Source organism: Clostridium cadaveris (assembly GCF_020911725.1).
GTDB classification, from domain to species: Bacteria; Bacillota; Clostridia; order Clostridiales; family Clostridiaceae; genus Clostridium_X; species Clostridium_X cadaveris.
This window is the reverse complement of record NZ_CP076620.1, coordinates 1754649-1767900: the sequence shown is the minus strand read 5'-3', so window position 1 is coordinate 1767900 and position 13252 is coordinate 1754649. Positions and strand designations below refer to the sequence as shown.

13 protein-coding genes are annotated in these 13252 nt (G+C 31.0%); 6 read left to right on the top strand and 7 right to left on the bottom strand.

Translation table 11 applies throughout. The features are described 5' to 3' along the window. The first annotated feature begins 2 nt into the window (after positions 1 to 2). From mutL to KQH81_RS08305, 4 genes are all read left to right on the top strand, one after another. Positions 3 to 1928, top strand: a complete 1926-nt coding sequence (mutL, locus tag KQH81_RS08320; protein WP_178310987.1) for a DNA mismatch repair endonuclease MutL — start codon at positions 3 to 5, stop codon at positions 1926 to 1928. A gap of 8 nt (positions 1929 to 1936) precedes the next feature. After that, on the top strand, positions 1937 to 2869 hold the full coding sequence (miaA, locus tag KQH81_RS08315; RefSeq protein WP_230029220.1) for a tRNA (adenosine(37)-N6)-dimethylallyltransferase MiaA: 933 nt from the start codon (positions 1937 to 1939) through the stop codon (positions 2867 to 2869). Positions 2870 to 2910: 41 nt separating this feature from the next. Next, complete coding sequence (hfq, locus tag KQH81_RS08310) at positions 2911 to 3156, top strand: RNA chaperone Hfq (RefSeq protein ID WP_027638076.1); 246 nt, start codon at positions 2911 to 2913, stop codon at positions 3154 to 3156. A 73-nt stretch (positions 3157 to 3229) separates the two neighbouring features. Beyond that, on the top strand, positions 3230 to 4510 hold the full coding sequence (locus KQH81_RS08305) for a methionine gamma-lyase family protein (RefSeq protein ID WP_230029218.1): 1281 nt from the start codon (positions 3230 to 3232) through the stop codon (positions 4508 to 4510). Between the two features lie 54 nt (positions 4511 to 4564). Here the strand turns inward: KQH81_RS08305 and lexA are convergent, their stop codons facing one another. Beyond that, positions 4565 to 5173 carry a transcriptional repressor LexA gene (gene lexA / locus KQH81_RS08300; protein WP_027638078.1) on the bottom strand — a complete coding sequence of 203 codons (609 nt, stop codon included), beginning with the start codon at positions 5171 to 5173 and terminating at the stop codon, positions 4565 to 4567. Positions 5174 to 5303: 130 nt separating this feature from the next. Here lexA and KQH81_RS08295 point away from each other — a divergent pair, with 130 nt between their 5' ends. Beyond that, positions 5304 to 5684, top strand: coding sequence for a hypothetical protein (locus tag KQH81_RS08295; RefSeq protein ID WP_035770486.1), 381 nt, complete (start codon positions 5304 to 5306; stop codon positions 5682 to 5684). 432 nt (positions 5685 to 6116) lie between these two features. Here the strand turns inward: KQH81_RS08295 and KQH81_RS08290 are convergent, their stop codons facing one another. Both KQH81_RS08290 and purB read right to left on the bottom strand, forming a co-directional pair. After that, entirely contained in the window at positions 6117 to 7106 is a 990-nt protein-coding gene (locus KQH81_RS08290; protein WP_027638081.1) for a tyrosine recombinase XerC, read from the bottom strand. A 533-nt stretch (positions 7107 to 7639) separates the two neighbouring features. Continuing rightward, the gene (gene purB / locus KQH81_RS08285; protein WP_027638082.1) at positions 7640 to 9070 is read right to left on the bottom strand and encodes an adenylosuccinate lyase; all 1431 of its coding nucleotides are present in this window, start codon (positions 9068 to 9070) and stop codon (positions 7640 to 7642) included. A gap of 138 nt (positions 9071 to 9208) precedes the next feature. Between purB and KQH81_RS08280 the strand changes: the two genes are divergently transcribed. Continuing rightward, entirely contained in the window at positions 9209 to 9430 is a 222-nt protein-coding gene (locus KQH81_RS08280; protein ID WP_027638083.1) for a DUF378 domain-containing protein, read from the top strand. A 37-nt stretch (positions 9431 to 9467) separates the two neighbouring features. On the opposite strand, the gene KQH81_RS08275 is transcribed toward KQH81_RS08280, so the two are convergent. The 4 genes from KQH81_RS08275 to recA all read right to left on the bottom strand — a co-directional run bounded on the left by KQH81_RS08275 (position 9468) and on the right by recA (position 13118). Continuing rightward, on the bottom strand, positions 9468 to 9728 hold the full coding sequence (locus KQH81_RS08275) for an HPr family phosphocarrier protein (protein WP_027638084.1): 261 nt from the start codon (positions 9726 to 9728) through the stop codon (positions 9468 to 9470). Between the two features lie 184 nt (positions 9729 to 9912). Beyond that, on the bottom strand, positions 9913 to 10173 hold the full coding sequence (locus tag KQH81_RS08270) for a stage V sporulation protein S (protein ID WP_027638085.1): 261 nt from the start codon (positions 10171 to 10173) through the stop codon (positions 9913 to 9915). A 140-nt stretch (positions 10174 to 10313) separates the two neighbouring features. Further along, a complete protein-coding gene (gene rny, locus KQH81_RS08265) occupies positions 10314 to 11864 on the bottom strand; it encodes a ribonuclease Y (RefSeq protein ID WP_027638086.1) in 1551 nt (516 codons plus the stop codon). Between the two features lie 186 nt (positions 11865 to 12050). Beyond that, positions 12051 to 13118, bottom strand: coding sequence for a recombinase RecA (gene recA / locus KQH81_RS08260; RefSeq protein ID WP_027638087.1), 1068 nt, complete (start codon positions 13116 to 13118; stop codon positions 12051 to 12053). Positions 13119 to 13252 lie beyond the last annotated feature (134 nt).

Below are 13252 nucleotides of genomic sequence, written 5' to 3'. Positions count from 1 at the left end.
TTTTGAAACGAATAAATCTTCTTGATATTGACACATCAAATAAAATAGCAGCAGGAGAAGTGGTTGAAAGACCTTCTTCTGTTGTAAAAGAACTTCTAGAAAACAGCATAGATGCTGATGCTAAAAATATAACTATAGAAATCAAAGATGGAGGAGAGTCTCTTATACGTATTATCGATGATGGTATAGGTATACATCCTCAAGATATAGATAAGGCGTTTTTGCCCCATGCTACAAGCAAAATAAAAGGAGCAGATGATTTATTTAATATAACAACTATGGGTTTTAGAGGAGAAGCCTTAGCTAGTATTGCAGCAGTTTCTCACACTAAGCTTACAAGCAGAACAGAAGAATTCGAATATGGAAGAGAAATCATAGTAGATGGAGGGACTATATCAGAAATCAATGATACTGGCTCTAACAAAGGAACTATTATAGAGGTAAAAGACTTATTCTTTAATGTACCTGCACGTAAGAAATTTTTAAAAAGTACTTCAAGAGAGAGTGCTATAATAAGCGATATTGTAAACAAAATTGCTCTTGCAAACAAAGATATAGCAATAACATTTTATAATAACGGCAAAAAATCTCTAAGGACATACGGAACAGGGAATTTAGCTGACTGCATTAGAGCGGTTTATGATAAAAATATAATGGATAACCTCAATTATTTTGAAGGACATATAGATGAAGCGTCAGTATACGGATATATAGGTAATGAATCTATAAGCAGAGGAAGTCGAAGCCATCAAAGTATATTTGTAAATAAAAGATTTATCAAAAATAGATTTATTATAACAGCTGTAGAAAATGCTTTTAAATCATTTTTACCAATAAACAAATTTCCATTCTTCCTATTGTTTTTAGATATATATCCTGAACTTATAGATGTAAATATACATCCTACAAAATCAGAAATTAAATTTTCAGATGAAAGAAAAATCTTCAAGCTCATATTTGATGCTGTTCACAGTGCTCTTCGCAGATCTTTAGAAGACTCTTTCATGCTTCCAGAGGAAAAAGAAGCTTCAAACAAAGACCAAAGCTATGAGAATTTATCCTATTTATCAAAAGATATTTTAATAAATGAGCCTGTAATATCTAATGAAAGAAAGCTTTATGAGAATACTTCAAAAGATGAAAATGCACTAATCACAGATAATAAGGATACAGAACTTTTGAAAGAAAATAATATCATAAATCATGGTTCTTTCAAAGAAAAGAACGTAAGTTCTGAAAACTTTAAACCTTATACTGATGAGATTCAAAATGAGCCTTTAAAAGTAGAAATACCGGTGGACCTTAAATCTAATAGCACTTGCATTGCTGATACTAAAATAACTCCAAAACTTCCTCCTATAAGGATAATAGGCCAGTTTAATAAGACTTATATAATAGGAGAATATAATAGTGATTTGTATCTAATAGATCAGCATGCAGCTCACGAAAAAATGCTGTTTGAAAGATATAAAAGAGAGATTAAAACTAGAAATATAATAAGCCAGCCTCTTTTAATGCCTCTTGTATTTGAATTAAGTGATGAAGATTTCGCTTTTTATTTAGAAAATCAGGATGTTTTCAAAAACTCAGGTTTTAATATTGAAATATTTGGAGATAATACATTAAATATAAAAGAATGTCCTTATATCTTAGGTAAAGCAGATTTAAAGGAATTCTTTATAGCTACGCTTAATGATATAAAGAATTTAGGAAGCGGCAGCGTAGAGGATGTTAAGTACAATAAAATAGCACAGATGGCATGCAAAAAAGCGGTGAAAGCTAATGAAGAGCTTACATTAGATGAAATGAAACATCTTATAGATGAGGTGAAATATATGGAAGATCCATACACTTGCCCCCATGGAAGACCTACCATTATAAAATTCACTTTATATGAACTGGAAAAAAGATTTAAAAGGATTCAATAGGAGGATATATGACAGATAATAAAATTTTGGTTTTGAGCGGTCCTACTGCAGTGGGGAAAACAAGTTTATCTATAGAACTCGCTCATAAACTCAATGGGGAAATAATCTCTTGTGACTCTATGCAGATATACAAATATATGGATATAGGTTCTGCTAAGATTACAAGTGAGGAAATGGACGGAATTCCTCATCACATGATAGACATAATAGAGCCTAATGGAAGTTTCACTGTAGCGGATTTTAAAGAACGAGCTTCAAAATTAATAAATGATATTAAGTCAAGAGGAAAGCTTCCAATGCTAGTAGGAGGCACTGGATTATATATAGATTCTATAATATGCAATCTTTCCTTTACTGATGGAAATAAAGATGATGAATACAGAATATATTTAGAATCTCTTGCTAAAGAAAAGGGAAAAGAATACGTTCATAAACTTTTAGAAGAAGTTGATAGCATAAGTGCTAAGAATATTCATTATAACAACTTAAAGCGTGTTATACGAGCTCTAGAGGTGTTTAAAATCACAGGTAAACCATTTAGCGAATATAATATAGGCGAAAAAAAGTATGACGTTCCTTATGATGTATATTATTATGTGCTTACCATGAATAGAGGCGAGCTTTACGAAAGAATAAATAAAAGAGTAGACATAATGTTTGATGATGGACTTTTAGAAGAAGTTCAAAAATTAAAAGATTTAGGTTACAATTCTGAGATGCAATCTATGAATGGAATAGGTTATAAAGAACTTTTACATTACTTAGATGGAAATATATCTTTAGAAGAGGCTAAAGATATGATAAAGCAGGGAAGTAGAAATTATGCTAAAAGGCAGCTAACATGGTTTAGAAAAGACAACCGGGTTAAATATTTAGATAAAGACATAATATCTCAGAATGATATAGTAAATAAAATATTAAGTGACATAAGTAGTATATAGCGTTATAATATAATAAAGTAGTTGTGTGTGGAGGGATATTTATGAATAAGTCAGCCAATAATTTACAAGATATATTTTTAAATGGTGCTAGAAAAAACAGAATACCTGTTATTATATATTTAACTAACGGTTTTCAATTAAAGGGTTTTGTAAAAGGATTTGATAGTTACATAGTTGTATTAGAAACAGATGGAAAACAAATGTTAGTATATAAGCACGCTATAAGTACAATAACCCCTGGAAAGCCGATACTATTCAATAATAACAATCATGAAAATGAAAAATAATATTTAATAGAATAGGTGCAATATACCTATTCTTTTTTATGCAATATCTTTTAAATGGAGGTTTTAAGACAATATGTTAGATGTTACTAAAGAGTTATTTTTAAAAAAGTACAATATAAATCAAAAAGTTTTTGATTTATATAAAGAGGCTATAAAAGATGTAGAGACTCAATTTGCAATTTATGATGAAATAAGAGAATATAACCAAGCTAAGGTTCTTACTGCATTTCAAGAAGAACGTATAAGCGATATGCATTTCACTAATTCATCCGGATACGGATATGATGATATAGGTCGTGAATCATTAGATAAGGTATATGCTAGAATATTTAACTGTGAAAGCGCCCTTGTTAGACCCCACTTCGTAAATGGTACTCACGCTATAGGAGCAGCTTTATTTGGCAATTTAAGACCTGATGATACTATGCTTTCTATAGGAGGGCTTCCTTATGATACATTACATAGTATTATAGGCATCAGCGGAGAAAAGAACATAGGTTCGCTTATGGAATATGGAGTGAAATACAAAAAAGTAGATCTTATAAATGATGGATTTGATTTTGATGCAATAAAAGAGACTCTTTCTTCTGATGAAACTATAAAGTTAGTTCATATACAGCGTTCCACAGGATACGGATGGAGAAAATCTTTTACAATAGAAAATCTTTGTGAAGTCATATCTTTTGTAAAGAACTTGAGAAGCGATGTAATAGTGTTTGTAGACAATTGCTATGGTGAATTTATAGATACAAAAGAACCTACAGATGTTGGAGCAGATTTAGTTGCAGGATCGCTTATAAAGAATATCGGAGGCGGTATAGCTCCAACAGGCGGATATATAGCTGGAAAGAAAGAATATGTAGATCAAGCTGCTTATAGATTAACTATACCTGGCATAGGAGGGGAGTGCGGTTCTACTTTTGGAGTTATGAGAACTCTTTTCCAAGGTCTATTCTTAGCTCCTCATGTAGCTATGGAGGCTGTAAAAGGTGCAATACTATGTTCTAGAATAATGGAACTTGCAGGATTTGAAGTTCTTCCAAAATATACAGATAAGAGAAGCGATATAATTCAAGCTATAAAGTTCGGAAACAAAGAAAATTTAATTAATTTCTGTAAGGGTATACAAAAAGGTTCTCCTGTAGATTCATTTGTTGAGTGTGAGCCATGGGCTATGCCAGGATATGCTGACGAGGTAATAATGGCTGCAGGAGCATTTATTCAAGGTTCATCCATAGAGTTATCTGCTGATGCTCCTATAAGAGAACCATTTATAGCTTACCTTCAGGGCGGACTTACATTTGATCATGCTAAGATAGGAATACTTATAGCTTTATCTAAAATTCTTAAATAACATAAAAACACAAATCCCCATGACTATGTTTTAGTCATGGGGATTTATTAAAAATTAGTATTTTCTATAGATAGCAACTAGCTTTCCTAAGATGGAGCACGTATCAACTATTATAGGTGACATAGTTGAATTTTCAGGCTGTAACCTTATATGGTCTGATTCTTTGAAAAATCTTTTTATAGTAGCCTCATTATCAATTAAAGCAACTACGATTTCTCCGTTATTTGCACTTGAAGCTTTTTCAATAATGGCAAAATCCCCATCTTGAATACCAGCTTCAATCATACTTTCTCCCATTACTTTTAACATAAACAATTCTCTATCATGCTTTACAAAGTTAGCTGGAAGTGCAAAAGTATCTTCTATGTTTTCAAAGGCTAATACAGGCATTCCTGCAGTGACTCTACCTATTACAGGTATATGAATAAATTCTTTATTACCATGGTTGAGTTCTAATATTTCTAAAGCTCTAGGTTTTGTAGGATCCCTTTTTATAAGACCTTTCTTTTCTAGTCTCTTAAGATGTCCATGTACTGTAGATGTAGATCTTAAAGAAACAGCTTCGCATATTTCTCTTACTGATGGGGGATATCCCTTTTCCTCTGTGTACTTTTTTAGAAATTCATATATTTCGGATTGTTTTTGATTTTTGCATTCAGCCATATTTTCCACCTCTCAATTCTACTCACATTATAACATATTTATAATACCATATCAAACTTATGTTCTTAAAGTTTGATTTAAATAAACAGTTTTGATATAATGAATAAGTTAAGTAGGAGGGATGTCATTTATGAAAAAATGTTTATTTGATGAATCTAAAATATGTACCGAAGATTGTGATGAATGCTTTAAATGCGAATATGATCCTAACAAGACATGCGATAACTGTGGAAAATGCTTAGGAATAGACGGAGTAGATATAAGAGGTATAAAAGTAGAAGAAATTGCAGAAAACGAAGATGAAAGCAAAGAGTATACAAATGATATAATAGAGGATACTTACATATCTCATGAACCTATATATGACGATTACAAAGAAGGGGAAGATACTTGGGATTTCATAGATGACATAAAGGATTTAAAGGACCTTATAGAGAATCCAAAAAATCTGTCAGAAGAGTTCATAGAAGAGTTCCCAGGGCTTATAAGATTAAAAAACAAGGATAAATAATTAAAGAGAGTATTATAGATATAGGATATTTAGTATAAATTACTACTAATTCCTATATCTTTTTTATATATGTATATTACTAAATATAGTTAATATTTTGGAAAATTATGTTATAATAAAACATGTAAGTTAATTCCTAATTGTAACTTATTATGAATTAAATAAGGATTTTGGTTAAGAAGAATAAAAGGGGTTTTTATGAAAAATAATTATGATAAATCTGTATTTAAGGGTTTACTGATTCAAGGAAAGTTACACGAGGCTGTTACATATCTCGAAAGATTTGAAGAGAAAGCCGCAGATGTAAAGAAGTATTATGAAAGGTTTAATACGAACTAAAGTCCAGCAATATTTGCTGGACTTTTTGATTAAACATAATACACATAGTTTTTTATTTAAACCATAATTATAAATAGAGTAGAGCGTAACACCTTATTCATCACTTAACGGATTTGATTTTACTGCTTCTCTTAGAGTTTCGTTGTCTACATGAGTATAAATCTGAGTGGTAGAAATATTTTCGTGACCTAAAATTTGCTGCAGACTTCTAATATCTACATTGCCATGCTTGTACATTAATGTCGCAGCAGTATGACGTAATTTGTGAGGAGTATATTTATTTTTTGTAAGGCCAGCTTCTTGAGTGTATTTTTTAACTAGCCTTTCTACACTGCGAACACTTATCTGTCTATTCTTATTACTTATAAATAAAGAATTCTTTTCAGCTTCAGGGAGCTTCGAACCATCTCTTACAGCTAAATAATCAGATATAGCTTTTAAGCAGGCTTTATTTAGGTAAACCGTACGTTCCTTATTACCTTTTCCGATTATAGTCAAAGTATCTTCCTTTATTTTTGTCACATCAATACTGCATAGTTCCGACACCCGGAGACCGCAGTTTAAAAACAGCGTAAGTATACAATAATCCCTTTCATAATTCTTACTAGTATCATCTAAGGAGCGCAAAAGCGTCTGGCTTTCGCTCAAAGTAAGATAAATAGGGTTCCTTTTGCTTATTTTAGGCGATTCTAGCTCTGTAGCTGGGTTTTCATCTATGATTTTGCTTTTACCATTAAGATATTTAAAGAATGATTTCAATGTGGCAACTTTTCTAGCACGAGCATAAGAACCATTATTCCTATATTTTTCAGTAAAAGATAAAAAAGCATACAAATCGCTTAGCTTTATGGAACGTATAACTTTATTTCCTATATCATCAATTGGAATTTCTTCAAACTCACAATCTTCTTCATTTAAACCTTTATATATTTTTATAAATCTAAAAAACATTATAAGATCTGCTTTATATGCAGCTATTGTGTTAGGAGATTTTCCTTTGATTACATCTAAATAATTTAGAAATTCTATTAAGGTTTGAGGCAGCGAGTTAATTTCTTTTAAATCATCTATATTATATTTCATATCTTTTTAAAGCCTCCAAATAAAAATTAAAGCTGTCAATTTTTCTATGTACATTATATATTTTAAGCCACCAAGGGTTATTTAACAAGTTTTATGATAAAAATACATGTTTTATCTTCTAATCAATAAAAATCTTTCCAATAACGTCGTGAAATGTATATTTCACGACGTTATTGGAGTGTATTTTTCTATACAAAGTCGTTCGATAGTTATATACATTTATTTACATCATATCCATTTTGGTAAATTTCTAGATTGTTTTATATTTTTATTGTAGATTTATGTTATCTAAGAAATACTTTTTTCTGAAATTACGTCAAAATCTACGTTCTAAATTTATTTTGTTTAAATTTGAATTTTTTTAGAAAATCCCTAAAGGAATTTCGAGTTTTTCCATTACATAATATTTTTTTGAGTTTTTTGTGACTTATTTATAAATTCATCTTTGGTAACATTTATATAAACATATCCACAAATATTAAATCTAAAATAAAAAAAGATGGATTCATTCACGAATCCATCTTTTTTTCCTTTTAAACATTTATCTCTGCAGTTTTTCCTAAACAATCTTTATTTGCATCTAATATAGGCTTTATATATTCATTTATAAATACTTCAACTTGACCAGGAGCTCTACCTATAAAATTCTTCGGATCAACAACTGAAAGAATTTCTTCTTTTGATAATCCAAAACTCGAATCATTTATTATTCTATCTAAAAGATCATTGCTTAATCCTTCTTCTTTTACACGTCTAGCAGCTTCCATAGAATGCACTCTTATTTTTTCATGAAGTTCCTGTCTATCCCCTCCTCTTTTTACAGCTTCCATCATTATATTTTCTGTAGCCATAAAAGGAAGTTCACTGTTAACACGTGAAGATATCACTTTTTTATATACAACTAAATTTTCTACTATATTTGAATAAAGATTTAAAACTCCATCTAAAGCCAAGAAACCTTCTGCTATAGATATTCTCTTGTTTGCAGAATCATCTAGTGTTCTTTCAAACCATTGAGTTGAAGCTGTAATAGCTGGATTTAATGCATCTACTATTACATATCTAGCAAGAGAGCCTAATCTTTCAGAACGCATAGGATTTCTCTTGTATGCCATAGCTGAAGATCCTATTTGATGCTTCTCAAATGGCTCTTCTATTTCTTTTAAGTGTTGAAGTATTCTCATATCATTGCTAAATTTATAAGCGCTTTGAGCTACTTCCGAAAGAGTATTTAAAACTATAGAATCAACTTTTCTAGAATAAGTTTGACCTGTTACATAATAACTTTCTTTAAAGTCAAATTTATTAGCAACCATCTTATCCAGCTTTATTACTAGATCTTCATCATTATCGAAAAGATTCATAAAGCTCGCTTGTGTTCCTGTAGTACCTTTTACTCCCCTCATTCTTAAAGTTGATAAAACATGATCTATATTCTCTAAGTCCAAAGCCAAATCTTGAAGCCATAAAGTGGCTCTCTTTCCCACTGTAGTAAGCTGTGCAGGTTGAAGATGTGTAAATCCTAATGTAGGAAGACTCTTGTACTCAAGAGCAAACTTAGATAATGAGTCCATAACATTTAAAATTTTAGTTCTTATAACTTTTAACGCTTCTCTCATTATTATTATATCTGTGTTATCTCCAACATAGCAACTTGTTGCTCCAAGATGTATTATCCCTTTTGCACTTGGGCATTGAAGGCCATAAGCATAAACGTGACTCATAACATCATGTCTAACTTCACGTTCTCTCTTTTCTGCATCTTCATAATTTATATTATGTATATTAGCTTTTAATTCATTTATTTGTTCATCCGTTATATTTAATCCGAGTTCCTTTTCACATTCAGCTAAAGCAACCCAAAGTTTTCTCCAAGTTGTAAATTTCATTTCATCCGAAAACAAGTAGCTCATCTCGTGGGATGCATACCTAGTGTTTAATGGTGTACTATATTCATTTCTCATATTCAGCCTCCGTACGAATATTATTTTTTGAAATTTTATTTTCATTCGTATTATACCATAAATTCATAATTTTTTTTAGTTATATTTTAAAATATTTATAATATAATTTACTAGAATTAATTATTTGGAGGTATAATTATGTTCAAACTTAATATTTTAGATAAGACAGCTATACTATTAACATTAATAGGCTCTATTAACTGGGCGCTTATAGGGTTATTTAAATTTGATGTAGTTAGAGCTATTTTCAGTTTTTCTCCATTAGTTCAGCGTATTGTATACTTGATCATAGGATTTTCAGCAATATATGTATCTCTATTAATTATAAGAGAAAAGACTAATTTGTCAAAAAATAATTAAGAGCCACTATATAGTGACTCTTAATTTTTATGTTAAATTACTCTTCGATTGACTCGATTAATTTAACGATTTCTTCAACAGCTAAAGTTTCATCGTCTCCAGATGCTATAACAGTAACATTTGCATCTTTAGTAACTCCTAGAGATAAAACTCCTATTAAGCTTTTTATGTTAGCTTTCTTTCCATTGAACTCCATGCTTACATCTGATTTGAATGATGAAGCCTTTTTTACAAGTAGTGTTGCTGGTCTAGCATGAAGACCTGTTGCATTTTTTACTACTACCTCTTTAGATACCATAATTACCACCTCTTTAAATTTTTAATTAACTACTATATTATATCATTTTTTTCGTACAATTCAACGCTAAACAATAATCTTTTGTTAAATATTCAAAGAAATCTTGTACATTTTAATAATTTATTTAAAATTTTATATAAAATAAAGAGTTTGATTTTACTCAAACTCTTTATGTATACATTTACTATCTTGGTTGAACTATTAGCTTAATAGCTGTTCTTTCTTCTCCATCAATCTCTATATCAGTGAATGCTGGAACGCAAACGATATCTTTCCCCGCCGGTGCAACAAAACCCCTTGCAATAGCTACTGCCTTTACAGCTTGATTGATAGCCCCTGCTCCTATTGCTTGAATCTCCACGATATTTTTTTCTTTTAAGATTGCTGCTAAAGCTCCTGCTACCGAATTTGGATTTGATTTTGTTGAAACTTTTAGTACTTCCATTAAAATTTTCCCCCCTATGTATATAGTCTGAAATATAATTGCTCTTTTATATTATTCTACATATATAGCCCAAACCCTTTTATGAATTTTCACAAAAATAAAATACATTTTGTTAAACAAAATGTATTTTATAATAATTATTATTTTGCATAGTCAACTGCACGGGTTTCTCTTATAACATTTATCTTTATTTGACCAGGATATTCTAATTCATCTTCTATCCTCTTAACTATATTTCTTGCCATATCTACAGCCCCTGCATCATCAATTTGTTCTGGTTTCACCATAATTCTGATTTCTCTTCCTGCTTGAATGGCATATGATTTTTCTACACCTTCATAAGAATTTGCTATATCTTCTAATTTTTCTAATCTCTTGATGTAAGTTTCTAAAGTTTCTCTTCTTGCACCAGGTCTAGCTGCAGAAATAGCATCTGCTGCTTGAACTAATACAGCTTCTAGAGATAACATTTCAATGTCGCCATGATGAGCACCTATTGCATTAACTATTATTGGTGACTCATGATACTTTTTAGCTACATCTGCGCCTATTAAGGCATGAGGTCCTTCAATTTCATGATCTAAAGCTTTACCGATGTCATGTAACAATCCAGCACGTTTAGCCAAAGTAACATCTAAACCTAATTCAGCTGCCATAAGTGATGCTAAATGAGCAACTTCCATAGAGTGTTTTAAAACGTTTTGACCATAACTTGTTCTATACTTTAATCTTCCAAGAAGCTTTATAAGCTCTCCATGAAGTCCGTGAACACCAGTTTCAAATGTCGCTTGTTCACCTTCTTCTTTAATATCATTTTCGATATCTTTCTTAGCTCTTTCAACCATCTCTTCAATCCTAGCTGGATGAATTCTTCCATCTACTATTAACTTCTCTAAAGCAATTCTTGCAATTTCTCTTCTTATCGGATCAAAACTTGAAAGTATTACAGCTTCTGGAGTATCATCTATAATTAAATCAACCCCTGTTAAGGTTTCCAAAGTTCGTATGTTTCTACCTTCTCTACCTATTATTCTGCCTTTCATTTCATCATTTGGCAAAGCTACTACGTGTACTGTAGATTCTGAGACGTGATCTGCTGCACATCTTTGTATAGCACCAGTTATTATTTCCTTTGCCCTTTTTTCAGCTTCATCTTTAGCCTTGCTTTCAATGTCTTTAATCATAAGAGCTGCTTCATGCTTTACTTCTTTATTAACTTCCCTCAAAAGCAAATCTTTTGCTTCTTCAGTAGTTAATCCTGAAATTCTTTCTAGCTCTTCTCTCTCTTTAGCATAAAGTTCCTTTACATTTGCCTCAACCTGTTCAACATCTTGAAACTTTTTAGCAATAACTTCTTCCTTTTTTTCGAGCAAATCATTCTTTTTATCGAGTGATTCCTCTCTTTGAATTAATCTTCTTTCTAATCTTTGAATTTCATTTCTTCTTTCACGTGATTCTTTTTCAAAATCACTTCTTAATCTGTGAACCTCTTCTTTAGCTTCAAGAATAGATTCTTTCTTTAAAGACTCAGCTTCTCTTTTTGTATTCTCAAGCATAGCTTGAGCTTCTTGCTCTGCCTTTAATATGTTACTCTCAGATTCTTTAGCTTTTTTATTTAGTCTAAAATACAACACACCACAAAGTATGAATAATAATACAAGTATTATAGTAAATACATATTGTAATTGCATTTGTAACACCTCCTTGGCTTTCTTGGAATTTAATACTTTAGTCAAAACGAAAGTCCAAAAAAGTGTAATATATCCTAACTTTATGTGAATATGATAAACCAGTATTTGTATTTATTTTATATTAATTTTAAATATATGTCAAGACAATAAGAGGCAAGATTTTCTCTTACCTCTTACTTTAATAAACTATTTTTTTGTCTCTTTTACATCTTTTGAATTTTCTTTTTCTGCAGCTACTTCTGATTTTAAGTTAGCTACAGGAAGATTGTGTTTGTTTCTTATTATCTCATCAATTTCATTTAGTACTTCAGGGTTTTCTTTTAAGTATTGTTTAGCATTTTCTCTACCCTGTCCTAGTCTTATATCTTTATAAGAGAACCAAGCACCGCTTTTTTGAACTATTTCTTCTTTTACTCCTACATCTAATACATTACCTTCTCTTGATATTCCGCCATTATACATTATATCAAATTCAGCTTGCCTAAATGGAGGTGCTACCTTATTTTTTATAACCTTTATACGAGTTCTATTTCCTATTATTTCATCACCTTGCTTAATAGAATCTATTCTTCTTATATCCATTCTTACAGAAGCATAAAATTTAAGAGCTCTTCCACCTGGTGTAGTTTCAGGATTTCCAAACATAATTCCTACTTTTTCTCTTAGCTGGTTAATGAAAACAACACAGCAATTAGATTTATTTATAGTACCTGCAAGCTTTCTTAAAGCTTGAGACATAAGTCTTGCTTGTAGTCCAACGTGAGAATCTCCCATTTCACCATCTATTTCTGCTTTAGGCACTAAGGCAGCAACAGAGTCTACTACAACTATATCTATAGCTCCTGAACGAACTAAGGCTTCTGCTATCTCTAAAGCCTGTTCTCCTGTGTCTGGTTGAGAAACAATTAAGTTATCTACATCTACACCTAATACTTTAGCATAAGCAGGATCTAATGCATGTTCTGCGTCTATAAAGGCAGCCGCTCCCCCTGCTTTCTGTGCTTCAGCTATCATATGTAAAGTCACAGTAGTCTTACCAGAAGATTCTGGTCCATATATCTCTATGATTCTTCCCTTAGGAACTCCGCCTATTCCTAAAGCTATATCTAAGTCTAAACATCCTGTTGAAATTGCATCTAAAGTTAAAACGCTATTTTCTCCAAGTTTCATAACTGATCCTTTACCAAACTGCTTTTCTATTTGACCCATAGCAGCTTCAATAGCTTTCATTTTTTCAATATCTAAATTTGCCATAAAGACACCACCTTCCGAACATTTGTTCTATATATATGAATTATACATCATATTTTAATTATAGTCAATAATATAAAAGCTCCTATATATAGGAACTTTTATAAATTTATCTTAGATTATATCCATGGACATAA